Origin of the sequence: Streptomyces sp. NBC_01306, assembly GCF_026340465.1 — a bacterium.
In the GTDB taxonomy this organism is placed as follows: domain Bacteria; phylum Actinomycetota; class Actinomycetes; order Streptomycetales; family Streptomycetaceae; genus Streptomyces.
Genome location: NZ_JAPEPC010000001.1, coordinates 3050483 through 3075329, shown reverse-complemented (window position 1 = coordinate 3075329; position 24847 = coordinate 3050483). Strand labels below are relative to the sequence as shown.

General features: G+C 69.9%; 16 protein-coding genes and 1 tRNA gene. 16 read left to right on the top strand and 1 reads right to left on the bottom strand.

The window, feature by feature from the left end:
- Nucleotides 1-302: 302 nt before the first annotated feature.
- The 9 genes from OG385_RS13370 to OG385_RS13330 all read left to right on the top strand — a co-directional run bounded on the left by OG385_RS13370 (nt 303) and on the right by OG385_RS13330 (nt 16058).
- Nucleotides 303-2708, top strand: coding sequence for a sodium-translocating pyrophosphatase (locus OG385_RS13370; RefSeq protein WP_266854794.1), 2406 nt, complete (start codon nt 303-305; stop codon nt 2706-2708).
- Nucleotides 2709-3030: 322 nt separating this feature from the next.
- On the top strand, nt 3031-3600 hold the full coding sequence (locus OG385_RS13365) for a small secreted protein (protein WP_266854792.1): 570 nt from the start codon (nt 3031-3033) through the stop codon (nt 3598-3600).
- 198 nt (nt 3601-3798) lie between these two features.
- Nucleotides 3799-5310, top strand: coding sequence for a class I SAM-dependent methyltransferase (locus OG385_RS13360; RefSeq protein ID WP_266854790.1), 1512 nt, complete (start codon nt 3799-3801; stop codon nt 5308-5310).
- 189 nt (nt 5311-5499) lie between these two features.
- Nucleotides 5500-5697 (top strand): hypothetical protein, encoded by a 198-nt coding sequence (locus tag OG385_RS13355; protein WP_266854788.1) that lies wholly within the window; start codon nt 5500-5502, stop codon nt 5695-5697.
- A 438-nt stretch (nt 5698-6135) separates the two neighbouring features.
- Nucleotides 6136-9012: a type I DNA topoisomerase gene (topA, locus tag OG385_RS13350; RefSeq protein ID WP_266854786.1), complete on the top strand. Its 2877-nt coding sequence runs from the start codon at nt 6136-6138 to the stop codon at nt 9010-9012.
- 358 nt (nt 9013-9370) lie between these two features.
- Nucleotides 9371-12685, top strand: a complete 3315-nt coding sequence (gene tmk, locus OG385_RS13345; RefSeq protein WP_266854784.1) for a dTMP kinase — start codon at nt 9371-9373, stop codon at nt 12683-12685.
- Nucleotides 12686-12879: 194 nt separating this feature from the next.
- Nucleotides 12880-14091, top strand: coding sequence for a DNA polymerase III subunit delta' (locus tag OG385_RS13340; RefSeq protein WP_266854782.1), 1212 nt, complete (start codon nt 12880-12882; stop codon nt 14089-14091).
- A gap of 227 nt (nt 14092-14318) precedes the next feature.
- A complete protein-coding gene (locus OG385_RS13335; protein ID WP_266854781.1) occupies nt 14319-15887 on the top strand; it encodes an alpha/beta hydrolase in 1569 nt (522 codons plus the stop codon).
- Nucleotides 15888-15984: 97 nt separating this feature from the next.
- Nucleotides 15985-16058, top strand: a tRNA-Thr gene (locus OG385_RS13330).
- A 158-nt stretch (nt 16059-16216) separates the two neighbouring features.
- Here OG385_RS13330 and OG385_RS13325 read toward each other — a convergent pair.
- Nucleotides 16217-17434: an ROK family protein gene (locus OG385_RS13325; protein ID WP_266854779.1), complete on the bottom strand. Its 1218-nt coding sequence runs from the start codon at nt 17432-17434 to the stop codon at nt 16217-16219.
- 89 nt (nt 17435-17523) lie between these two features.
- Between OG385_RS13325 and OG385_RS13320 the strand changes: the two genes are divergently transcribed.
- The 7 genes from OG385_RS13320 (at nt 17524) to OG385_RS13290 (ending at nt 24845) form a co-directional block, all read left to right on the top strand.
- Entirely contained in the window at nt 17524-18570 is a 1047-nt protein-coding gene (locus tag OG385_RS13320; RefSeq protein ID WP_266854777.1) for a hydroxyacid dehydrogenase, read from the top strand.
- On the top strand, nt 18567-20021 hold the full coding sequence (locus tag OG385_RS13315) for a sulfatase (RefSeq protein WP_266854775.1): 1455 nt from the start codon (nt 18567-18569) through the stop codon (nt 20019-20021). Before OG385_RS13320 ends, OG385_RS13315 begins: the two co-directional genes overlap by 4 nt.
- Nucleotides 20018-21271, top strand: coding sequence for an ABC transporter substrate-binding protein (locus OG385_RS13310; protein WP_266854773.1), 1254 nt, complete (start codon nt 20018-20020; stop codon nt 21269-21271). The genes OG385_RS13315 and OG385_RS13310 overlap by 4 nt, the downstream gene beginning before the upstream one ends.
- Nucleotides 21272-21353: 82 nt before the next feature.
- Nucleotides 21354-22310: a carbohydrate ABC transporter permease gene (locus OG385_RS13305; RefSeq protein WP_266854771.1), complete on the top strand. Its 957-nt coding sequence runs from the start codon at nt 21354-21356 to the stop codon at nt 22308-22310.
- Nucleotides 22307-23158: a carbohydrate ABC transporter permease gene (locus tag OG385_RS13300; protein ID WP_266854770.1), complete on the top strand. Its 852-nt coding sequence runs from the start codon at nt 22307-22309 to the stop codon at nt 23156-23158. Before OG385_RS13305 ends, OG385_RS13300 begins: the two co-directional genes overlap by 4 nt.
- Entirely contained in the window at nt 23155-24054 is a 900-nt protein-coding gene (locus OG385_RS13295; RefSeq protein WP_266854768.1) for a Gfo/Idh/MocA family protein, read from the top strand. Before OG385_RS13300 ends, OG385_RS13295 begins: the two co-directional genes overlap by 4 nt.
- A 320-nt stretch (nt 24055-24374) precedes the next feature.
- Entirely contained in the window at nt 24375-24845 is a 471-nt protein-coding gene (locus tag OG385_RS13290) for a CU044_2847 family protein (RefSeq protein ID WP_266854766.1), read from the top strand.
- The last annotated feature ends 2 nt before the right edge of the window (nt 24846-24847 follow it).

Below are 24847 nucleotides of genomic sequence, written 5' to 3'. Positions count from 1 at the left end.
CGGGGTCCTGACTGCTGACTTCTCCGTTCGGATCTCTGCTTCTCCGTTCGGATCTCTGATCCCTTTATCGGCCCTGCTGAGCAGGGCCTTTTTGTTTTCCTTGATCCTTGTCTTGATCTTTGAGTCATAATGCGTTCCGCGGCATGCATCCCATTGAATGCCTCTGCCCCATTACTTTTCCTTTGCATCCCCGGACAGGTTTATTCAGGCAAGGTTCAATTCCGTTTACCACGCACTGTTTTGATCAGGGTCCGCTCCCTACAATCCGTCACATCTTGAGCTCTGAGCGTCAAGGAGGACGAATGGCGGGGCTCCTTAACCCACAGCAGTCCGAACACTCCACAACCCTCGCAGCCGCGGCCCTCACCGACGGCAACCGGATCATCGTGATCGTCATCGCCGTAGTGGCGCTGGCGGCCCTGCTCGTCGCCCAGCTGCTGGTACGTCAGGTGCTGGCCGCCGGCGAGGGCACCGATTCCATGAAGCAAATCGCGGCAGCCGTGCAGGAAGGTGCGAATGCCTATCTGGGCAGGCAGTTGCGCACACTCGGCATCTTCGCCGTCGTCGTGTTCTTCCTGCTCTTCCTGCTGCCGGCCGACGACTGGTCCCAGCGTGCGGGGCGTTCCGCCTTCTTCCTGGTCGGCGCGCTTTTCTCGGCGGTCACCGGATACATCGGCATGAGGCTGGCCGTAAGAGCGAATGTGCGCGTGGCGGCAGCCGCCCGGGAAGCAACTCCAGGGGAGGGTGAGCCGGAAAAGGATCTCACCGCTGTCTCGCACAAAGCAATGAAGATCGCATTCCGTACGGGCGGTGTGGTCGGCATGTTCACGGTGGGCCTCGGCCTGCTCGGTGCCTCCTGCGTCGTCCTCGTCTACGCGGCCAACGCGCCCAAGGTGCTGGAGGGCTTCGGACTGGGCGCCGCGCTGATCGCCATGTTCATGAGGGTCGGTGGCGGCATCTTCACCAAGGCCGCCGACGTCGGCGCCGACCTGGTCGGCAAGGTGGAGCAGGGCATTCCGGAGGACGACCCGCGCAACGCGGCGACCATCGCGGACAACGTGGGTGACAACGTCGGCGACTGTGCGGGCATGGCCGCCGACCTCTTCGAGTCCTATGCCGTCACGCTCGTCGCGGCCCTCATCCTCGGCAAGGCCGCCTTCGGGAATTTCGGGCTCGCCTTCCCCTTGATCGTCCCGGCGATCGGCGTGGTCACCGCGATGATCGGCATCTTCGCGGTCGCCCCGCGGCGCTCCGACCGCAGCGGGATGTCCGCCATCAACCGCGGATTCTTCATCTCCGCGGTGATCTCCCTGGTCCTGGTGGCCGTGGCGGTCTACAGCTATCTGCCCGGGTCGTACGGCGACCTGGACGGCGTCACCGATGCGACCATCCGGGCGCACAGCGGCGACCCGAGGACACTCGCCCTGGTGGCGGTTGCCATCGGTATCGTCCTGGCCGCCCTTATCCAGCAGCTGACCGGGTATTTCACCGAGACCAGCCGCCGTCCGGTCCGGGACATCGGCAAGTCCTCGCTCACCGGCGCCGCCACGGTGGTGCTCGCGGGTGTCGCCATCGGGCTCGAATCCGCCGTCTACACCGCGCTGCTCATCGGGCTCGGTGTGTACGGCGCGTTCCTGCTCGGCGGTACGTCGATCATGCTCGCCCTCTTCGCGGTGGCCCTGGCCGGCACCGGGCTGCTCACCACCGTCGGTGTCATCGTCGCCATGGACACCTTCGGCCCGGTCTCGGACAACGCGCAGGGCATCGCGGAGATGTCCGGTGATGTCGAGGGCGCGGGCGCCCAGGTCCTCACCGACCTGGACGCGGTCGGCAACACGACCAAGGCCATCACCAAGGGCATCGCCATCGCGACAGCGGTGCTCGCGGCCTCGGCGCTCTTCGGCTCGTACCGTGACGCGCTTGCCACCGCCGTCGACGACGTACACGCCAAAGCGGGCGAACTCGGCCTGAGCATGGACATCTCCCAGCCCAACAATCTGGTGGGCCTGATGTTCGGCGCCGCGGTCGTCTTCCTCTTCTCCGGACTGGCCGTCAACGCGGTCTCGCGGTCGGCCGGATCCGTGGTCTACGAGGTCAGGCGGCAGTTCCGCGAGCATCCGGGGATCATGGACTACACCGAGAAACCCGAGTACGGCCGGGTGGTCGACATCTGCACCAAGGACGCCCTGCGCGAGCTGACCACGCCGGGTCTGCTCGCGGTGATGGCACCCATCGCGGTGGGTTTCACCCTCGGTGTGGGGGCGCTCGGCTCGTTCCTGGCGGGTGCGATCGGAGCGGGCACCCTGATGGCTGTGTTCCTCGCCAACTCCGGTGGCGCGTGGGACAACGCGAAGAAGCTCGTCGAGGACGGCCACCACGGCGGCAAGGGCAGCGACGCCCATGCGGCGACCGTCATCGGCGATACGGTCGGCGACCCGTTCAAGGACACGGCGGGCCCGGCGATCAACCCACTGCTCAAGGTGATGAACCTGGTGGCGCTGCTGATCGCACCCGCGGTGGTGAAGTTCAGCTACGGCGACAACGCCAGTGCTCCGGTGCGTGCGGTAGTGGCGACGGTCGCCATCCTGGTCATCGTCGGCGCGGTGTATGTGTCGAAGCGGCGAGGCATCTCCGTGGGCGGCGAGGACGGGGCGGAAGAGGCCGGCGAGCTGACGGGCCCGGCGGTGGTCGCCCAGGACGGGCCATAGGACAGGCCGGCGGACGGCGACAGAGCCGGCCGCGCGCAGCACTGGCCGCCATAGCACTGGCGACAGGCCGCACAGGGCAGGCCATGAGGCGGGCGGTCAGTTCGGTAATGCCCCATCAGGCGGGGGGTGGACAGGTCGCGCTGACGGCCCGTCCGCCCCCTGTCGTATGCCGTCGCACGGCTCCGCGCCCGTGAGCCTTGTCTCTCCCATCCGTCTTGGTGCAAATGGCTTCAATACGGTAAAAAACGGGCTTACGACACGCGAATGTCGCCCACTTGGCGTGTATGTTCCGGGGCCGAGAGCCTTGGAAGGGACCAATCCGGTGAACAAGAAGCTTGCTGCCGCACTGTCCGGCGGTGCGGTACTGGTACTGGCGTTGTCGGGCTGCAGCGACAACAGCAGCAACAAGACGGACGACTGGGCCAAGTCGCTCTGCGGCGACATCGGGCCTCAGCTGACGAAGATCAACAAGGCCAACCAGCAGATCACCGCCGTAGCGGCGGACGGCAAGCCCGCAGACATCCAGAAGGCCGACTCGGCCGCGTTCCAGGATCTGTCCTCGGCTGACGCGGCCATCGCCGCCGATCTCAAGAAGGCCGGACCGCCGCCCGTCGACAACGGGAAGCAGATCCAGCAGGACGCCATCACCGAGCTGAACACCAACTCGAAGGCGTACGCCGACTTGAAGAAGCAGGTCGACGCGTTGGACGTGAAGGACCAGCAGAAGTTCTCCGACGGTCTCAAGAGCGTCGGCGAGAACATGAAGAAGATCAACGAGACCGCCTACAAGAAGCTCTTCTCCGGCGACACGGGCAAGGCGCTGCTCAACCAGGACGCGTGCAAGGTCGCGACGTCCTCGCCGTCCCCCACCGTCGCGCCCTCCAAGGCGTAGTACAGCGGGGACTGACGGACCGGCCGGCGACCGTCGATGACCGGCGCCCCGACAGCGGTCGGGGCGCCGGTCATCGACGGTTTTCCGCTGTCTGCGTGTCCGGTGTCCGGGGGGCTGCGTGTCCCCGCCGTCCGCGTGTCCGGGTGTTCGCGGGCGCTCGGTGCGGGCGTTGTCAGTGGGAGCAGCCACAATGGGCGGGTGAGTACGACCAGTCTTCCCGCGCCCGACCACTCGCCCCTGATCCGCGAGGCTCTGCTTGCCGCCGCCTTCACCGCGGACGGCCTGCTCGACCTGCTCGGCGCACCCGCGTACGCCGCGCTGGCCCGCAGCGAGACGGTTCCCGCCCTGCGTGCCACGCGCGGTGGGGCACCGCTGGAGACGCTGGTGCGGCTCTTCCTGCTCCAGCAGTCCGTTCCCGCCGGGCAGGCGGCGGCCGCGCTGCCGTTGGAGGAATGCGTGGCCGACGGCTGGGTGGCGCGTACGGACGGTGGAGTACGGGCGACGGTGGATGTCCGGCCGTACGGAGGCCCGGAGGGGCAGGACTGGTTCATCGTCTCGGATCCGGGGTGCGGGGTCGGCGGCGCCGGAGGCATCGGCAGCCATGACGAAGGCGTGGTGCTGGGGGTCGGAGGGGCGTCCACCACGCTCGCCGGGATCACCGTTCGTACGCCAGTCGGACGAGCGCTCGACCTCGGTACGGGATCCGGTATCCAGGCGCTGCACGCCGCGCAGCACGCCACGGGTGTGACGGCCACCGACCTCAACCCGCGGGCACTCGCCTTCACCCGTCTCACCCTCGCGCTCTCCGGGGCCCCCGCGGCGGATCTCCGTGAGGGCTCGCTCTTCGCGCCGGTGGCGGGTGAGACGTACGACCTGATCGTCTCCAACCCGCCCTTCGTCATCTCGCCCGGAGCCAGGCTGACCTACCGGGACGGCGGGATGGGCGGGGACGACCTCTGCCGCTCGCTCGTCTCGGAGGCGGGCGCCCATCTGAACGCCGGGGGATACGCGCAGTTCCTGGCCAACTGGCAGCACGTGGAGGGCGAGGAGTGGCAGGACCGGCTGCGCTCCTGGGTGCCGCGCGGCTGCGACGCGTGGATCGTGCAGCGCGAGGTGCAGGACATCACGCAGTACGCGGAGCTGTGGCTGCGGGACAGCGGCGACCACCGTACGGACCCGGACGTCTATGCCGAGCGGTACGAGGCGTGGCTCGACGAGTTCGACGCCCGTAGGACCAAGGCTGTCGGCTTCGGCTGGATCACGCTGTACAAGTCGGGATCCGACCGTCCGTCGATCCTCGTGGAGGAGTGGCCGCACCCGGTCGAGCAGCCGCTCGGCGAGACCGTGCGGGCGCACTTCGAGCGCCGGGACTATCTGCGCGACCACGACGACGCCGCCCTGCTGGCCGGCCACTTCAGGCTCGCGCCCGAGGTCGTGCAGGAGCAGGTGGGTATGCCGGGCGCCGAGGATCCCGAGCATGTGATCCTCCGGCAGAACCGCGGTATGCGCAGGGCCACCAAGGTCGACACGGTGGGTGCCGGCTTCGCGGGAGTGTGCGACGGGACGCTCTCCGCCGGGCAGATCCTGGATGCCATCGCCCAACTGCTCGGCGAGGACCCGGTGGTGCTCAGGGACCGCACCCCGCAGTCCATCAGGACGCTGGTCGAGGAGGGCTTCCTCGATCCGGTGGGCCCGCCCGCGTCGGTCTGACGCCCGCCCGCGTCGGTCTGACCCCCGCCGGAGCGCACTGACCCGCAGCGTTCGGGCCGGCCTCCGCAGGCGTCCCGCGCCCGTCTCCCCGGGCGTTCCGCACCCACCGTTCACCCGTCGTTCGTGCCGGTGTCGTCCCGGGGTGCCAGCCTCACCGTCCTGGAACTCGGGGGACGGGATGGTACGGACATGGAGAGCGCGCCCGCGGTCTTCGCCGGAACGACATTCGCACTGTTCGGGGGCGCGCTGCTGCTGTGGACCGGGACGCGGACCCGCCGTCGTGCTCCGGTGGCCGCGGGGGTGAATCCCGCCCGCGCCCGCACCCTGGCGGTGGCGTTCGGCGTGGTGTCCCTCGCCCTGGGAGTGTGGTGCTTCACCCGCCTCTGATGCGGCTCGGGGCACACCCCGGGGCACGCCTCGGAGCACGCCTGGGTCACGCGTCGGGGGCTGCGGCCGAAACGGCCCCGCCCTCGTCGCCTCCGGCACGGCTCCGCATCGCCTCCTGCATCACCTCCCGTACGGGCTCCGGCGCCACCTCCGGTACTGGATCCGGAATCGGCCGTACCGGCGCATGGACGCACTTATCGCCCTACCCGCCGAGCCGCCGGAAGAACTCCACAACGGAGTCCTGAAGGGGGTCCTGGAGGGGTGTGAGGCAAGCCCCGGGGAGGGCACTGAGCCGATCCGGGCGGCAGAAATGCCGGTAGTCGGGTTACCGTTCCAGTGGCCGTTGCGGGCTTTTGCCGTTTGACACGGGGACGGGATGTACCGTCACACTCCGCAGCGAGCATGACCACCGAGTGCCGACCGGAGAGAAGAGCCACGTTGTCCCCGACCAGCGAGACCGCACACGGCGGCCGCCGACTCGTCATTGTCGAGTCGCCCGCCAAGGCGAAGACGATCAAGGGCTACCTCGGCCCGGGTTATGTCGTCGAGGCGAGCGTCGGGCACATCCGCGACCTGCCGAACGGTGCCGCTGAGGTACCGGACAAGTACACCGGCGAGGTGCGCCGCCTCGGAGTGGATGTCGACAACGACTTCCAGCCCATCTATGTCGTCAACGCCGACAAGAAGGCGCAGGTCAGGAAGCTCAAGGATCTCCTCGCGGAGTCCGATGAACTCTTCCTCGCCACCGATGAGGACCGCGAGGGCGAAGCCATCGCGTGGCACCTCCAGGAGGTCCTGAAGCCCAAGGTCCCGGTCCACCGGATGGTCTTCCACGAGATCACCAAGGAAGCGATCAGGGCCGCCGTCGCCAACCCGCGCGAGCTCAACAAGCGCATGGTCGACGCCCAGGAAACCCGCCGGATCCTCGACCGTCTCTACGGCTACGAGGTCTCCCCGGTCCTGTGGAAGAAGGTCATGCCGCGCCTCTCGGCCGGCCGCGTGCAGTCCGTCGCCACCCGCCTCGTGGTCGAGCGGGAACGCGAGCGCATCGCTTTCCGTTCTGCTGAGTACTGGGACCTGACCGGTACGTTCTCCACCGGCCGCCAGGGCGACGCCTCCGACCCGTCGACCCTCGTCGCCCGGCTGAATTCGGTGGACGGCCGCCGGGTCGCCCAGGGCCGTGACTTCAACTCCACGGGGCAGCTCAAGAGCGACGTCCTGCACCTGGACGAAGCCAATGCCCGCGCGCTCGCCGCCGCCCTGACCGACTCCGCTTTCGCGGTGCGCTCGGTCGAGTCCAAGCCGTACCGCCGCTCGCCGTACGCCCCGTTCCGTACGACGACCCTCCAGCAGGAGGCCAGCCGCAAGCTGGGCTTCGGCGCGAAGTCGACCATGCAGGTGGCCCAGAAGCTGTATGAGAACGGCTTCATCACCTATATGCGTACGGACTCCACGACCCTCTCGGACACCGCGATCGGCGCGGCCCGTGCCCAGGTCACGCAGCTGTACGGCAGCGACTACCTGCCGGACAAGCCGCGCACGTACGCCGGGAAGGTCAAGAACGCGCAGGAGGCGCACGAGGCGATCCGCCCCTCGGGTGACCGGTTCCGTACGCCTGCCGAGACCGGTCTCTCCGGTGACCAGTTCCGGCTGTACGAGCTGATCTGGAAGCGGACCGTCGCCTCCCAGATGAAGGACGCGGTCGGCAACTCCGTCACCGTGAAGATCGCGGGCACCTCGTCCGACGGCCGGGTCGCCGAGTTCTCGGCGTCCGGCAAGACGATCACCTTCCACGGCTTCATGAAGGCGTACGTCGAAGGTGCCGACGACCCGAACGCCGAGCTGGACGACCGCGAGCGCAGGCTGCCGCAGGTCGCCGAGGGCGACGCGCTCTCCGCCCAGGAGATGACCGTCGACGGCCACTCCACCAAGCCGCCGGCCCGCTACACCGAGGCGTCGCTGGTCAAGGAGCTGGAAGAGCGCGAGATCGGCCGTCCGTCGACCTACGCGTCGATCATCGGCACGATTCTCGACCGCGGCTACGTCTTCAAGAAGGGCACCGCGCTGGTCCCCTCCTTCCTCTCCTTCGCCGTGGTCAACCTGCTGGAGAAGCACTTCGGGCGGCTCGTCGACTACGACTTCACCGCACGGATGGAGGACGACCTCGACGGCATCGCGCGGGGCGAGGCCAAGTCCGTGCCGTGGCTGAAGCGGTTCTACTTCGGTGAGGGCGACGCGGGCGCGGCGGCCGCCGCCGGGAACGGCGACGGCGACCACCTCGGCGGGCTCAAGGAGCTCGTCACCGACCTGGGTGCCATCGACGCCCGGGAGATCTCGTCCTTCCCGGTCGGTGAGGGCATCGTGCTGCGCGTCGGCCGGTACGGCCCGTACATCGAGCGCGGTGAGAAGGACTCCGAGAACCATCAGCGCGCCGATGTCCCCGACGACATGGCGCCCGACGAGCTGACCGTCGAGTACGCCGAAGAGCTGCTCGCCAAGCCGAGCGGTGACTTCGAGCTGGGGGCCGACCCCGAGTCGGGCAACCAGATCGTGGCGAAGGACGGCCGCTACGGCCCCTATGTCACGGAGATCCTCCCCGAGGGCACCCCGAAGACCGGCAAGAACGCGGTGAAGCCGCGGACCGCCTCGCTCTTCAAGTCGATGTCCCTCGACACGGTCACGCTGGCCGAGGCGCTCAAGCTGATGTCGCTGCCCCGGGTGGTCGGCACGGACGCCGAGGGTGTCGAGATCACCGCGCAGAACGGCCGGTACGGCCCGTACCTCAAGAAGGGCACCGACTCGCGCTCCCTGGAGACCGAGGACCAGCTCTTCAACATCACGCTCGACGAGGCGCTGGCGATCTACGCCCAGCCCAAGCAGCGCGGGCGCGCCGCAGCCAAGCCGCCGCTCAAGGAGCTGGGCACGGACCCGGTCAGCGAGCGTCCTGTCGTCGTGAAGGACGGCCGGTTCGGCGCCTATGTCACGGACGGCGAGACGAACGCGACGCTGCGGACCGGCGACAGCGTCGAGGACATCACTCCCGAGCGGGGCTACGAACTGCTCGCCGAGAAGCGCGCCAAGGGCCCGGTGAAGAAGAAGACCGCCAAGAAGGCTCCGGCCAAGAAGACGGCGGCGAAGAAGACGGCGGCCAAGAAGACCACCACGGCCGCGAAGAAGACCGCCGCGAAGAAGACCACTGCGGACAAGACCACCGCGGCGGCGAAGAAGGCTCCTGCCAAGAAGGCTCCTGCGAAGAAGGCTCCTGCGAAGAAGGCCACGCAGAAGACGGGCGCGACCTCCTCCGCCGACGAGTAGGAATCGCTGGAGGCCGGTGAGCCGTGTGACGCGGTCAGCTGTGGACTGCGGTGAGGCGCGGTGTGGGTGATCCGTGCGCTGCGATGAGCCGTGTGGCGCGGGGTGAGCCGTGTGCTGCCATGTGCTCCCGTGAACTGTGTGACGTGTGACGCGGGTGATTCGTGTGCCGAGGTGAGCCGCGTGATTCGGTGAACCCGTGCGCCGTGCACCGGAGTCCGGGCTCATCGCAGTCCGGGTGGGCGGGAGCCCGGTGAAGCGAACGGCCGGTACGGCGCGTGCGGAATGGGCGCGGCGTACCGGCCGCCCAAATGTTCGGGGGGCCCGGCGGCGGTTTGACCCTTCCGGATAGGCTGGTCGGATGACGCGAGCCGAGCAGCCAACGGTCGTGAGCCCCACCTCCGACGAACTAGCCGCAGACTCACGCGAGCGTGCCGTTCGAGCCCTGTTGCGCATCCCCCCGCTCCGGCGGTTGTGGAGCGCCCAGCTCGTCGGCAATATCGGCGATGCCCTCGCCCTTCTCGTGCTGCTGCTTCTTTCGTTGCAGGCGGCGGTCTCGCAAGAATCCATCGGGGGCGGGTACCGCGGTGCCGCCTTCGCCGTAGCAGCCGTATTCGGCGCGCGGGCCCTTGCCACCTTGCTCTTCGGCGCCGTACTGCTCGGCCCGGTGGCCGCGCTGACCGCGCCGAACGGGCCGCTCGACCGGCGCTGGACCATGATCGGCGCGGACGGCCTGCGGGTCGCGCTGCTGATCATCGCCCCGCTGTGGGTCAACTGGACCCCGGCCAACGCGCCTGCCGCGCTCCTGGCCACGGTCTTCGTGGCGGGCGTCGCCGAGCGCTTCTGGACGGTCGCCAAGGAGAGCACCGCGCCCGCGCTGCTGCCGAAGCCGCCGCCAGAGAGCGTGGCGGTGCGGGGCCTGCCCGACCACCTGGACGCGCTGCGCAGGCTCTCATTGCGTACGGCCTTCCTCGCCATTCCGGCGGCCGCCGCCGCACTGCTGGTCGCCACGCTGATCAGCAAGCTGCTGGGATCGGGCATCGACTGGTTCTCGCTGCACCAGGCCGCGCTCGGCTCCTATGCCGCGGCCGGTCTGTTCGCCGCGTCCGTTTCGACGCTGTACTTCCTCGAACTGCCCGACGGCCAGACGCCGCGCGCCCGTTCCCCGCTGGAGGGGCTGCGCCGTCCGGCGGGTGCCAACGGCCCCGACAAGGGCCGCACGGGCACGGTCCCGCTGCTCGTCCTGGCGGCCGCCGCAGTCGCCGGAGCCATCGCTTCCGCCGTTGCCGTCGCCGTACTGGACGCCACCGACCTGGACGGAGGCCCGCTCGCCTTCGCGCTGCTCGTCCTCGTCCTGACCGCGGGCACGGCCGCCGGAATCCGTACGGCGCCCAAGACCCTCCCGGGTCTCTCCCGCCGCAGGCTGCTCGCCCTGGCGATCACCCTGACCGGTGTGGCGCTGCTGGTGATGGGCCTGGTCCCGGACACCGCGACCGTCGTACTGATCGCCGCAGTCGCCGGCTGGGCGGCGGGGGTTTCGGCGAACACCGCGCACACGCTGGTCGACCAGGAGACCGAGGACAGCAGGCGGGCCCGGACCACCGACCACCTCCAGGCGGTCGTACGGGTCGCTGTCGCGCTGGGCGCGATCGTGGCCCCGCTGGTCGCAGCCCTGATCGGTCCGCACCACCTCGGCAACGGCAGTTTCGTCTTCGCCCACGGCGGTGCCGCCTTCACCCTGATGCTGGTCGGGGCGCTGCTGCTGCCGGTGGCCGCGCTCGTCCTGGTCAAGGCGGACGACCGTACGGGCGTACCGCTGCGCCACGATCTGCGCGACGCGCTGCGCGGCGGCGCCGACCCGGTCCAGGCTCCCGCGGCGACCGGCTTCTTCCTCGCCCTCGAAGGCGGCGACGGGGCCGGAAAGTCCACCCAGGTCGAGGCGCTCGCGGAGTGGATCCGCGCCAAGGGCCACGAGGTCGTCGTCACCCGCGAACCGGGTGCGACGCCGGTCGGCAAGCGGCTGCGCTCCATCCTGCTGGACGTCGCGTCGGCCGGTCTCTCCAACCGCGCGGAGGCGCTGCTGTACGCGGCCGACCGCGCCGAGCACGTCGACTCGGTCGTCCTGCCCGCCCTGGAGCGCGGCGCGATCGTCATCTCCGACCGCTACATCGACTCGTCGGTCGCCTACCAGGGCGCGGGCCGTGAACTGGCGCCGACCGAGATCGGCCGTATCAACCGCTGGGCGACCGGCGGCCTCGTACCGCATCTGACGGTGCTGCTCGATGTCTCCCCGGAGGCCGCACGTGAGCGCTTCACGGAGGCGCCCGACCGGCTGGAGTCGGAGCCCGCGGAGTTCCACCAGCGGGTGCGGTCCGGGTTCCTGACGCTCGCCGCCGCGGACCCCGGCCGGTATCTGGTGGTGGACGGGGCGCAGGAACCGGAAGCGATCACCACGGTCGTACGCCACCGTCTCGACCAGCTGCTCCCGCTCTCCGACGCCGAGATCAAGGCTCAGGCGGAGGCGCGGAAGGCCGCCGAGGAGGAGGCCCGCAGGAAGGCCGAGGAGGAAGCGGCCCGCAAGGCGGAGGAGGAGCGGCTGGAGCGCGAGCGCCAGGCGCAGCTCGCGAAGCTCCGGGCCGAGGAAGAGGAGCGCAAGCGCCGCGAACTCGAAGAGGCGCGGCGGCGCGAGGAGGAGCGCCAGGCCGAGGAAGCGCGCCGTCAGGCCGAGGAGGCCAGGCGGCTCGCCGAGGAGGAGCGGGCCCGCCGCGAAGCCGAGGAGCAGGCGCGGGAGCAGGAGCAGGAGCGGCTCCGTAAGCAGAAGGAAGAAGAGGCGCGGCTCCGCGCCGAGGCCGAGGAGCGCCGCAAGGAGAAGCAGCGCAAGGCCGAGCAGGCGCTGCTCCGGGCCGAGGAGGCCCGCAGGCAGGCCGAGGCGGAGGCTGCCGAGGCGGCGAAGGCGGCAGCGGCGGCCGACAACGAGACGACTGTCGAGACGCCGGTGATGGGCGCCAACGAGGTGACCCAGCCGGTCGCGGTGCACCCCACGCCGCCGGAGTCCGACGCGGACGAGACGAGGGTCATCCCGAAGATCGCGGAGACTCCTGGGGAATCCGGGACGTCTGGTGCTTCTGGTACGTCCGGCTCTTCTGGGTCTTCCGGCAGCTCCGGTACGTCCGGCTCTTCGGGCGGCTCGGGCTCTTCACGCGGTGAGCAGTCCGCTCGGCCTTCGCAGCCTTCGCAGTCCGAGGGCTCCGCGCAGTCGGGAGGCTCTGGGCGGTCCGCTCGGTCCGCCGGTCCTTCGTGGGCCGCGAGGCCGTCGGAGCCGGCGGACGGGTCCGCTTCCGGGGCCGGGGCCGCGGGCTCCACCGGGGACTCGGAGGAGACGACGGTACTGCCGCAGGCGCACCTGCACGGCGCCACCCCCGCGGACCGGGTCCCGCCCGGGTACTTCCGGGACGAGCACCCCGCGCAGCCGCACCAGTCGCCGCCGGAGAACGCGAATGAGCGCACCCGCGAGCTGCCGCAGATCGATCCGGACCGCCCGCGCCGCCGCTCGGACTGGGCGGAGGAGACTCCGCTGGACGATCTGCCCTCGCTGGCGGACGAACTGCTGGGCTCGGACCGTGAGGACGAGGACCACGACAACAGGGGCAGAGGCCGGGGCAAGGGCCGCAGCTGACTCACCCCCGCGGGCCCGGAGGACACCTGTCCTCCGGGCCCGCGGTGCTGTTGTCGGCCGCCGGAAGGCCGGAGGTCCGGTCCACGGGACGAGGACAGGACCGTACTGTCAGACCCCTGCGCCACAATGGAATCCGCACCACACCGGGGCAGGAACCGCGCAGCACCATAAGAAGTAGAGAGGGGGGCGACCGCATGCCCGTATGGGACGACCTCGTCGGCCAGGACCGCGTCCAGACGCAGCTCGCCGCCGCCGCCCGTGACGCCGACGCGCTCGTCACCGCCAACACCGAGGGCACCTCCACCGACGCCATGTCGAAGTCGACCATGACGCACGCCTGGCTCTTCACGGGCCCGCCCGGATCCGGCCGGTCCACCGCGGCCCGTGCCTTCGCGGCGGCCCTCCAGTGCGTCAGCCCGGACCGCGCGCTCGGTGGAGTCCCGGGCTGCGGCTTCTGCGAGGGCTGCCACACCGCCCTCGTCGGTACGCACGCGGATGTCGAGGTCGTCCGCACGGACCAGCTCTCCATCGGCGTGAAGGAGACCCGTGAGCTGGTTCGCCGCGCTCAGCTCTCGCCGGCGGTCGGCCGCTGGCAGGTCATCGTCATGGAGGACGCGGACCGCCTCACCGAGGGCGCGGGAAACGTACTGTTGAAGGCCGTCGAGGAGCCCGCCCCCCGTACGGTGTGGCTGCTCTGCGCGCCGTCCCTGGAGGACGTGCTGCCGACCATCCGCTCCCGCTGCCGCAATCTCACCCTCCGCACACCGCCCGTGGAGGCGGTGGCCGACATCCTGGTCAGACGGGACGGCATCGACCCTCAGGCGGCCATGGACGCGGCCCGTGCGACACAGGGCCATATCGGCAGGGCCCGCCGCCTCGCCACCGACGAGCGCGCCCGGGCTCGGCGCGCCGCAGTGCTCAGGATGCCGCTGCGTGTCGAGGACATCGGCGGCTGTCTGAAGTCGGCGCAGGAGCTGATCGACGCCGCGACCGAGGATGCCAAGGAGGTCGCGGAGGGGACGGACACCAAGGAGACCGAGGATCTGAAGGCGGCGCTCGGTGCGTCGGCCGGCGGGCGGATGCCCCGGGGCACGGCGGGGGCGATGAAGGAACTGGCCGACCGGCAGAAGCGCCGCTCGACCCGTACCCAGCGCGACACGCTCGACCTCGCGCTGACCGATCTGACCGGCTTCTACCGGGACGTGCTGGCGCTCCAGCTGCGCTCCAAGGTGGCCATCGCCAACGAGGACGTCAGGGACTCGCTGGACCGGATCGCGCTGAGTTCCAACCCGGAGAGCACCCTGCGCCGGATCGAGGCAATCACCGCCTGCCGCCAGGCCCTCGACCGGAACGTGGCACCGCTGCTGGCAGTCGAGGCGATGGCGGTGTCACTGCGCGCGGGCTGAAGGACGCGCGGGCTGACGGACGGACGGACGGGCGGGCTGACGGACGGGCGGCATGACACGGGCTGATCCGGGCCTAGACGGGCAGGGCCGACCTAGCCGAGACAGGCAGGGACGACCCTGCCGAGACGGGCAGAGCTGCCCGGCCGGAACGGTCTGCGCGGGTTGACGGCTCACTCGTACGGGCCGGAAAAGAGGGGCTTCGGCTGGGGCCGGACTACGCTCCGGGAATGGACTTCAGGCGTCTGCTCTCCGCTCCGGCCACCGTGCTGGCCATGGCCGGCCTGCTTGTTTCGGGCTGTTCGTCGGGGGGCTCGGCCCCCACCGCGTCGCAGGCCGGGGCCTCGGCGTCCGGCGCGGGTTCGGCCGGGGCTGCGACGTCCGCACCGTCGGTGGATCTGACCAAGTACTACGACCAGAAGCTGACGTGGCGCTCCTGCGGTGCCCCCGGGTTCCAGTGCTCCACGATGAAGGTGCCGCTCGACTACACCAAGTCCTCGGACGGCGACATCAAGCTTGCCGTCTCCCGGAAGAAGGCCACCGGCCCCGGAAAGCGGATCGGCTCCCTGCTGGTCAACCCGGGCGGGCCGGGCGGCTCGGCGATCGACTACCTCCAGGGGTACGCGGGAATCGGCTACCCCGCGTCCGTCCGTGCCCGCTACGACATGGTGGCCATGGACCCGCGCGGGGTGGCCCGCAGCCAGCCCGTCGAATGTCTTACGGGCAAGCAGATGGACTCCTACACGGAGGTCGACCAGACCCCGGACAACTCGGGGGAGACCAAGAAGCTCACCACGTCGCTCAAGGACTTCGCGCAGGGCTGCGAGAAGCACTCGGCCAAGATCCTTCCGCATGTGTCCACGGTCGACGCCGCCCGGGACATGGACATCCTGCGCGGAATCCTCGGGGACAAGAAGCTGAACTACGTGGGCGCCTCATACGGCACCTTCCTCGGCGCGACGTACGCGGGACTTTTCCCGAAGCGGGTGGGCCGGCTGGTCCTGGACGGTGCGATGGACCCGTCGCTGACGTCGCTGCAGATGAACCGCGACCAGACCGCAGGCTTCGAGACCGCCTTCAAGTCCTTTGCGGCCGACTGCATCAAACACAAGGACTGCCCGCTCGGCACCACGTCCGTCGCTGACGCCTCACACCGGCTGGAGGCCTTCTTCCAGCGCCTGGACGCCAAACCGGTGCCCACCGGCCAGAGCCGCAAACTGGGCGAGTCGCTCGCCACGACCGGCGTGATCTCGGCCATGTACGACCAGACGTCCTGGCCCCAGCTGCGCACCGCGCTCACCCACGCGATGGCCGGCGACGGTGCCGGCCTGCTCGCCCTGTCCGACTCGTACTACGAGCGCGACAGCAAGGGCAAGTACGCGAACCTGATGTTCGCCAACGCCGCCGTGAACTGCCTGGACCTGCCCCCCGCCTTCCATGACCCCGCTGCCGTCACCAAGGCCCTCCCGTCCTTCGAGAAGGCGTCCCCGGTCTTCGGCAGGGGCTTCGCCTGGGCCGCCCTGAACTGCTCGTACTGGCCGCTCCACGCCACCGGCACCGCCCACCGCATCACGGCGAAGGGCGCGGCCCCGATCGTGGTGGTCGGCACGATCCGCGACCCGGCGACCCCGTACAAGTGGGCGAAGGCCCTGGCGGCCCAGCTCGACTCCGGCACGCTGCTCACCTACGACGGCGACGGCCACACCGCGTACGGCCGCGGCAGCACCTGCATCGACACGGCGATCAACAAGTACCTCCTGGACGGCACGCCGCCGAAGAACGGCAAGAAGTGCTCCTGACCTGCACGGAGTGGCCCAGCCGGGGGCTGTCCGGAGCACCCCCGGAAACTGTGTAGACTTGGCGTCGCTGCTGACCGCACCATGGTCAGGACGGCGTGCCGCCTTAGCTCAGTTGGCCAGAGCAACGCACTCGTAATGCGTAGGTCTCGGGTTCGAATCCCGAAGGCGGCCCAGCGAAACCCCAGGACTCACTCGCCGTGACCTGGGGTTTTGTGCTTTCCAAGAACAATTCGCGGCAACTGGACGCCGCTTCCGGGGTGCTGTGGTCGCCGCTGGTGGCCACGCGTTCGAGGAACGGCTCCCACTGGATCTCGAAGCCGTTGTCGAACTCATCCGGCCGTGAACGCGTTCCGGCCGCTGGTGACGTGAGCGTGATGGGTGGCGGTGGTGAACATCTGCGCGAGTACGGTGTAGGCGGCGCCACGGGCATGTGTGGAGGGGTCCGTCGCTGTCAGTTCCAGGTCGGGGGCGGGTGTGTTGTCGTGCTCGTACTGCCGACGGAACACCTTCTCCACGTGGGTGGTGAGTGCGGGCATGTTCATCTCCTGGGTGAAGGCGACCACCACGTGTTCGGGACCGAACATCTTGGAAGAGTTGGCCATGGCGATGCCGAGACGGTCGGCTGCTTCGGTGATGAGGTCGTCGTCGCGCTCGGCCAAGCCGTCGCCCGGCCGGCCGCGCCGTTCGAGTTCGCGCTGTATGCCCCAGTGACTCGACCAGGTTTCGAGGCAGTCCAGTGCACCGCAGTGGCACGGGCGTTCGGCGCCCGCGCCGACGCGGGAGTGGGCGAACCCGCCGGCCGCGCCGTTGAAGCCGCGGTGGATGCGTCCCTGCACCACCACTGAGGCCCCCAGGCTCGTTCCGACGCTGAACACCAGCAGGTCGCGTCCGGCGAGGCGGCCGTCGAAGAGCAGCAGGCCCGATGCCACGCAGTTGACGTAGCTGTCGATGGCGACGGGAGCCTCCAGCAGAGACGTCAACTGTGCCTGGAACGGGACGTCGTCCCAGCCGAGCGAACCGCTGTGCCGTACGGCGCCTCCCGCGTGGTCCACCACGCCCGAGACGGCGATACCCACACCGATGAGCGTCGCGGAGGCCCGGCCTGCCTTTGCTGCGCGCACGGCCCGGGCTACGGCCTTGCCGACGTCGTCCGGGTCGGTGGACGCGAGCGGCTCCTGGTGCGAGGCGACCACTTCGCCGCGCAGGTTGACCAGCAGTACGAACGCGTCCGAGTCCGACAGCCGCACACCGGCGGCGACCACCGCGTCACTGCCCAGGTCGAGCAGGCGGGCCGGCCGGCCTCCGGTGCCCCGGACGACGTCCGTCTCGATGAGCAGCCCCGCGCGCAGCAGCTTGGAAGTGATCCCGGTGACGGTGGCCGGACTGAGTCCGGTGGTGGTCGCGATGTTCGCCCTCGCCACCGGACGTTGCGCGCGCACGACATCGAGGACCAGTGCCTCGTTGATCTCGCGGATCAGGGCTTTGCTCCCGGCGCGCGGCTTCGTCGCGGGCGGGCCCTCGGGATCAGGGGAGCTGGACGACGGCATGAAAACAGGCCTCCTCAACGGCAACAGGGCTCCATTGTAGTTCTTTCGGTCATTGACAGAAGTTACTCCTCCTGACTAGCTTCGCCGCCATGAACCATCACCTCGGAGCCCACCGGGGAGCCTCCGCTCCCCGTCGCTCACCCACGCGGATCCTGCTGAGCGTCCCCGCTGCCGAGGCGGACGCGTTCTTCCCGCCGGAGACGGTCCGCGCCCTGGAGCAGCTCGGCGAGGTCACCGAGATCCAGCCGAGCGCACTGCAGGACCCGGACGCGTTCCGCGCGGCCGCCGCAGGCGTGCACGTCTTCGTCACCGCATGGGGGTTCCCGCGGCTGGACGCCACGCGTCTGGCGCTCGCCCCCGAGCTGCGTCTCGTCATGCACGCCGCCTCCTCCGTACAGACGTTGGTGAGCGACGACTTCTGGGCCGCGGGTGTGCAGATCTCGCAGGCCGGCGCCGCGATGGCGTCCTCCGTCGCCGAGCTCTCGCTCACATTCACGCTCTCCCTGCTGCGCCGCACCCACCGCCTCGACCACGCTCTGCGCTCGGGCAGGAGCTGGCAGGAAGCCCGCGCGGTCGAGCGTGCCCGCGAGATCCGTGACGCCCGCATCGCCGTCATCGGTGCCTCACGCACCGGACGGCCATACATCGAGACCTGCCGGGCGCTGGGCGCCGAGGTCCGGGTGTACGACCCCTACCTGATCCCGCCGGATCCCTTGGCATCACTGGCCGTTGACCTGCCCGACCTGTTGTCCTGGGCAGACGTCATCGCCGTGCACGCCCCGGACACCGCCGAGAGCCGGGGCATGATCGGTGCTGCGGAGATCGCCGCAATCCGCGACGGGGGCCTGTTCGTCAACACGGCCCGCCCCTCGCTCGTGGACATGGACGCCCTGTTCGAGGCGGTCGCCTCCGGCCGGATCGACGCCGCGCTCGACGTGTTCGACATCGAGCCGCTTCCCGGGGACGACCGGTGGCGAGGCCTGCCCAACGTCCTGCTCACCCCGCATCTGGGCGGAGCCAGCGCCGGCTCCCGGCGGCGTGCCGGACACATTGTCGTCGACGAGATCCGCCGGCACCTCGCCGGGCAGCCTCTGCAGCACGCGCTCACGCGCACGGACCTGGAGCGGATGGGATGACCGAGCCGCGCAACATCCTGCTTGTCCACTGCCACGACCTGGGGCGGTTCCTCGGCGTGTACGCCGTTCCCACCGTGGTGACCCCCCGCCTGGATCAACTGGCCGCGGAGTCGGCCGTCTTCGAGACCGCCTTCGCCACGGCGCCGCACTGCAGCCCCGCCAGGGCGTCGCTGTTCACGGGCACCTACCCGCAGACCAATGGCGTGCTCGGCCTCACCCACGACCCCTTCGGCTGGGACCTGCACGAGCCGAACACCCACATCGCCCACCGTCTGAAGTCAGCCGGCTACCGGACCGAACTCATCGGCGTGCACCACGAGTCCCGCGTACTTCCCGACGACACCGTGGCCGCGCGCCTCGGCTTCGACCGGGTGCGCAGCGGCGGCGACCGCGACGTGGTCGTCGAGCGCACCACCGACGCTCTGAACCGGGCTTCGGCCTCCGACGCCCCGTTCTATCTGCAGGTCGGCTTCCACGAACCGCACCGCACACCCTCCAGAGACGACCCGCCCGGCGTCATGGGCTTCCTCGGTGACGCCGTACGACCCGACAGCTCTCTCGGCCACACCGTGCCCCCCTACCTGCGCGACGACCTGGGTGCCCGCGAGGAGATCGCCGAACTGCAGGGCGCTGTACGGCACATGGACGAAGGTGTCGGCCGCATCCTGGACCACCTCGACGCGGTCGGCCTGCGGGAGGAGACGATCGTCGTCTTCACCACCGACCACGGTCTCGCCCTGCCCCGGGCCAAGTGCACCCTCTACGACCCCGGCCTGGAAGTGGCCCTCATGATGCGGGTCCCGGGCCGCGCCCCATGGGCGGGACGCCGTCTCGCCCCGATGGTGAGCCACGTCGACGTGCTGCCCACGCTCCTGGACCTGGTCGGTCTGCCCCGGCCCGAAGGCCTCGCCGGCACGAGTCTCGTCCCGCTGGCGGCGGACGGCCGGCCCCCGCGTGAGCACACCTTCGGCCAGCTCACCCACCACACGTATTACGACCCGAAGCGCTCGGCACGCTCCGCCACGCACAAGCTGATCGTCAACCTCGCCAACGCCCCCCGTGCGATGGACCCCACGCAGTCCTGGGTGCACCGGAGCCTGCCGGCCGATCTCAACGGTCCCACCATCGGCTCCAGCCCCCTGCTGGAGCTGTACGACTTGGAGCGAGACCCGCACGAGACGGACAACCGAGCCGACGACCTCACCTGCCGGGACGCCTTGACCGGGCTCGCCGCCGCGCTGCTCGGCTGGATGCGCGACACCGCCGACCCCCTGCTGACCGGCGAACCGCTGCTCGCCCGTCACCGGGACGCCCTCGCGACCCTGACCGCCGTCGCGCAGGGGCCCGACGCGGCCACGGCCCCCGGTCCGTTCTCTGCCGCCGCGAACGGACCGGCCCTCGCCCAGGCCGTCGAAGGACCAGAAGGACCACGAGAGGGAGAGACCGCATGAGTATCCGACAGCTCCGCTACGCGGCCCTGGCAGCCGCCGCACTTCTGGCGTTCACAGCCTGCTCTTCGTCCTCCGGCTCCGACGGCAAGGCCAAGGTGACGCTGTGGATGTACCCCGTCATCAAGGACGCGGCGGCGAGCAAGAAGTACTGGGAGAAGACCGAGGCCGACTTCGAGAAGACCCACCCCGGCATCGACCTGAACATCGATCTGCAGACCTTTGACAAGCGGGACGCCCAGATATCCGCCGCACTCGCGGCGGGCTCCGGCCCGGACATCGTACTGATCACCCCCGACCAAGCCGCCACGTACCAGAAGGTGCAGGGGCTGCTGCCCGTGGACGACGCCGTGGCGAACCAGCGGGGGGCTTTCTACCCAGGGACTCTCAAGGCCGCCACCTTCGACGGAAAGTTGTACGGGGTGCCGCTCTTCCAGAACGTGAACGCCACCGCGTACAACACGAAGATCTTCGCTGACGCCGGTCTCGAACTGCCCAGGACCTGGGCCGACGTTCTCAAGGCGGCTCCCGTGCTCGCCAAGAAGGGCATCGCGGTCATGGACTACGCCGGCAGCACCGAACAGACGCTCAACCTCTCCTTCTACCCGCTGCTGTGGCAGGCCGGCGGTGCGGTCTTCACCAAGGACGGCAAGGACGTGGCGTTCGACTCCGCCGCCGGCGTCTCCGCGCTGCAGTTCCTCGTCGACCTGAAGAAGAAGGGCGGACTGCCGGCCGGCGCCGCCATCGCGGGACCCGCCGTCCAGGGTGCCCCCATCGCGGCCGGCAAGGTCGCCATGCGTCCGGTCACTTCACTGCCCGAACTGCAGCAGATGCGCGCCGCCCTCGGCAAGGACAGCGTCACTCTCGGCCTCCCGCTGAAGGACCAGGCGCGCGCGACCTACGGCAACCCCGGGCTGCTCTCCCTGACCTCGATCAACAAGGACAGCAACCGCAAGGCCGCCTACGAAGTGCTGTCCTACCTGTCCTCCGCGAAGGCGCAGGCCTCCCTCAACGCCGCGGCGGGCAACTTCCCGGCACGCACCGACGTTCAGGCCCCCGGAACCGGACCGGACTTCAAGACGATGACGAAGGCCCTGAAGTACGCCAACCCCGGCGAACCCTCGCCCGCCGCCCGCCAGGTGATGTCGGCGCTGGCGCCCTGCATCCAGGCCGCGCTCGGCGGTGACCTCTCGGCGAAGGCCGCGCTCGACAAGGCCGCGAAGGAAGCCCGCGCCCTGCTCGCCCGCTCCTGACCCAGCAGACGAGCCATGCGGCCACGGCCCCGAGAGAGGCCGCACCGCTCCCGAACCGTCTCCGCCACGTCGATTGGCCGCCATGCCCGTGCGCACACCCACCAGAACAGCACCCGACAGCCGAGCGGCGTCCCGCCCGGCCGCGGTGAAGACCTCTGCCGGCAGCCGTGCGGCCCACCGTCGCGAAGCGGTCGCAGGCATCCTGTTCGTCCTTCCGACACTCGTCATCTTCGGCCTGTTCAAGTTCCTCCCCATCGCGGGTGCGGGCGCCATGAGCCTGACGCAGTACCGGCTCAACGGCGACGTGTCCTGGCTCGGGACGCAGAACTACCAACGCCTCTTCTCCGACCCGAACTTCTGGCAGTCGCTCACGGCCACCGCCGTCTACGTCGTCATCTTCGTGCCGCTGACCATCGCCGTGTCCCTGGGCGGCGCGCTGCTGCTGAACACGCTGGTGCGCTTCACCGGCACATTCCGCGCCCTGCTCTTCGTGCCCTACCTGAGTTCCTTCGTCATGGCCGGCATCATCTGGTCCTGGATCTTCGACACCGACGGACCGCTGAACGCCGCGCTGCGCGGACTCGGTGCCGGCACGGTGCCCTTCCTGTCCGGGGACCAGTGGCTGGTGATCGGCTGCCTCGCCATGGTGTCGGTGTGGAAGGGCTTCGGCTACTCCATGCTCGTCTTCCTCGCCGGCCTGAAGGCCCAGCCCGCGGAGGTGCACGAGGCGGCCCGCATCGACGGGGCGAGCAGCCTGCAGGCCTTCTGGCACGTGACGTTGCCGCTGCTCAAGCCCGTGCTGTTCTTCGTCCTCGTGATCGAGACGATCGTCGGCTTCCAGGTCTTCGACACCATCTACGTCATGACCGGCGGCGGCCCCAACAGGGCCAGCTACAGCCTCATCTACTTCCTCTACGACGAGGGCTTCAAGTACCTCGACTTCGGCTACGCGGCGGCCATCGGCATGGTGCTCTTCGCCATCGTGCTGATCCTTTCCCTCATCCAGCGGCACTTCGTCGAAAGGAAGGACGCCAAGTGACCTCCCCGTCCACCACCCTCGGCACGCGACGCGGGAGCCCCACGCACCGCAGCCGGCGCGTCGCGGCCCTCCTGCTGACCCTCATGTCGCTGTTCACGGTAGGCCCGCTGCTCGCCGTTGCCGTCCTGGCCCTTTCGCCTGAGGACGCCCCCACGCTGCCGGACGCGCTGCCCGACTCGCTGACCCTCGACAACATCACCCGCATCTTCCAGGTCGGCGACTTCCCGCTCTGGCTGCTCAACTCCTTCATCTACTCCGTCGTCTCGGTGGTGGTCATCCTGCTCACCGCGTCGATGGCCGCCTATGCCCTGGTACGCAAGCGCTTCCCGGGCCGCAACGCCGTGCTGTGGGCGATCGTCGCCACTCTCATGGTGCCGATGCAGGCGACGCTCATCCCCACGTTCATCCTCGTCGCCCGCATGAACGGGGTGAACACGCTCTGGGGCCTGATCATGCCCACCCTCGCCAACGCACAGGCCGTGTTCCTCATCCGGCAGTTCGTCCGCGACCTGCCCGACGAGCTGTTCGACGCGGCACGCATCGACGGAGCGGGGGAATGGCGCACCTTCGCGCGGATCGTGCTGCCCCTGATCCGGCCGGTGCTGGCCACGCTCGCCATCTTCGTCTTCCTGTGGCACTGGAACGACCTGCTGTGGCCGCTGGTCGTGGGCCAGACCGACGAGACCCGCACGCTGACCGTCGGGCTCGCCACGCTGCACACCGAGACCGTGTCGACGCCGAGCATCATGTCCGCCGCCTTCGTCAGTTTCATCCCCTGCTTCGTGATCTTCATCGTGCTGCAGCGGCACATTGTCGCCGGCGTCACGTCCTCGGGGGTGAAGGGATGACGCCCCGATCGCCGGAACCGCCGCTGCGCCTCGGACTCATCGGCCTCGACTCCCCGCACGCGCCGTCCTTCACGCGCCTGTTCGGCGACGGTGTCAACGGCAACGTGCCGGGCGGCACGATCGCCGCGGCCTGGAAGGGCATGGTGGCCGCGGACTTCCCGCTCGGCCGGGGCCGCATCGACTCCTTCGCCCGGGAGGTGACAGAACTCGGGGTCCCGCTGTACGCCACCCCTGAGCAGGTCGCCGAGGGCTGCGACGCTCTGCTCGTCGTCGCCTCCGACGCCCGCACCCACGCGGACCACTTCACCCGGCTGGCTCCGTTCGGCAAGCCGGTCTACGTCGACACGCGCTTCGCTCTCACCTCTGAGGACGCCAGGGCCATGCTGGCGACGGCCGGTGTCCACGGGTGTCTGCCGCTGGCGGGCTCGCCGAAGCGCTTCACGCCCGAGTTCCGCCGCGCCGCCAACCGGGGCCGGCCCGACCGCGTCGACCTGACCGGCCCGCTGCCCACCCAGCCCGGACATCCGTTCCTGGCCTGGTACGGCGTGCACCTGGTCGACCTCGCGGTCGCGGCGCTCGGACCGGGATGCGCACAAGTCGACGCCTCGACCGGCGAAAGGGTCACGCTGACCTGGCCGGACGGGCGGACGGCGACCCTCGGCGGCGAGGAACGGTGGTCACCGCTCACGACGGGGCGCGTCAGCGGTCCCGGCGGAGCAGCGGAGTTCACCATCGAGGCCGGACCGCCCATGCTCACCGGGCTGCTCACCTCGATCGTCGACGCCTGCCGCACCGGCACCCCCAATGTCCCCGAGGCGGAGGTGCTCGACATCGTCGCGATCGTCGAGGCCGCCCACCGCAGCCGCACGAGCGGCGCACCGGTGAACCTGGCGTGATCCATCAGCGTTCGTGCTGTTCCGCGAGCCGCGAGGCCGCGACGGTGAGGGGCCGGTACGCAAGGTCCCCCTCTGCACGTCTCCCAGGCCCAGTGTCTGCTCGCCAACCGGCGTTCGTATTCGCGCGGGGCTCCTGCCCCACGGTATGCGCGGCACGCGTCCCGTGGCGACGACACCGTGGTGGCGGGAGATCCCGGGCGCGGACTGGCGCCGGCGCGAAGGGGCCGGCTCGATCATGCGCAACACCCAATGCACCGATCAGGTAACCGAGTTACCGGTTCGGTGCACCCCGGACGCGTTCGACTGGCGACAATGTGCACGTGTCTACTACGCCTGACCTCGAACTCGACGACGGTACGCCGGTCCGTTTCCTGCTCACCCCCGTCGAGGGCGCGGACCCCGCACCTGCCGCCCCCGACCGTGACCTCCCGGAAGGCATGGGGCAGGCCGTGCCGGTGGCCGCGGGCGGCCGGGCCGTCGCCAACTTCGCGGCCGGGGCCCTGCGCGGGGTGTTCAAGCCGCTGGGTCCGCTGCTCCAAGAGGTGCACCACGCCGTCTCCTCAGCGCCCGAGCCGCCCACGGAGCTGAGCGTGACCTTCGGCGTGCAGGTCGGCCAGGACCTCAAGTTCGGGATCGTGGGCTCCAACGGGCAGGCCCATCTCACCGTCACCGCCAGCTGGAAGCCCGCCACCAACTCCACCGCCCACTCCGCCCCCGCCACGAACTCCGCTCCCGCTGCCCCGCCCGCCAACTCCGCCCCGGCCGCAGCCCCGACGTCCGACGGGGAGTGAGC

Excerpts from the sequence above, each read along its gene's own strand:
- OG385_RS13370 (WP_266854794.1), top strand. The coding sequence starts at position 303 with ATGGCGGGGCTCCTTAACCCACAGCAGTCCGAACACTCCACAACCCTC.
- OG385_RS13340 (WP_266854782.1), top strand. The coding sequence starts at position 12,880 with ATGCCCGTATGGGACGACCTCGTCGGCCAGGACCGCGTCCAGACGCAG.
- OG385_RS13355 (WP_266854788.1), top strand. The coding sequence starts at position 5,500 with ATGGAGAGCGCGCCCGCGGTCTTCGCCGGAACGACATTCGCACTGTTC.
- OG385_RS13305 (WP_266854771.1), top strand. The coding sequence starts at position 21,354 with ATGCCCGTGCGCACACCCACCAGAACAGCACCCGACAGCCGAGCGGCG.
- tmk (WP_266854784.1), top strand. The coding sequence starts at position 9,371 with ATGACGCGAGCCGAGCAGCCAACGGTCGTGAGCCCCACCTCCGACGAA.
- OG385_RS13320 (WP_266854777.1), top strand. The coding sequence starts at position 17,524 with ATGAACCATCACCTCGGAGCCCACCGGGGAGCCTCCGCTCCCCGTCGC.
- OG385_RS13315 (WP_266854775.1), top strand. The coding sequence starts at position 18,567 with ATGACCGAGCCGCGCAACATCCTGCTTGTCCACTGCCACGACCTGGGG.
- OG385_RS13335 (WP_266854781.1), top strand. The coding sequence starts at position 14,319 with ATGGACTTCAGGCGTCTGCTCTCCGCTCCGGCCACCGTGCTGGCCATG.
- OG385_RS13325 (WP_266854779.1), bottom strand. The coding sequence starts at position 17,434 with ATGCCGTCGTCCAGCTCCCCTGATCCCGAGGGCCCGCCCGCGACGAAG.
- OG385_RS13310 (WP_266854773.1), top strand. The coding sequence starts at position 20,018 with ATGAGTATCCGACAGCTCCGCTACGCGGCCCTGGCAGCCGCCGCACTT.
- OG385_RS13295 (WP_266854768.1), top strand. The coding sequence starts at position 23,155 with ATGACGCCCCGATCGCCGGAACCGCCGCTGCGCCTCGGACTCATCGGC.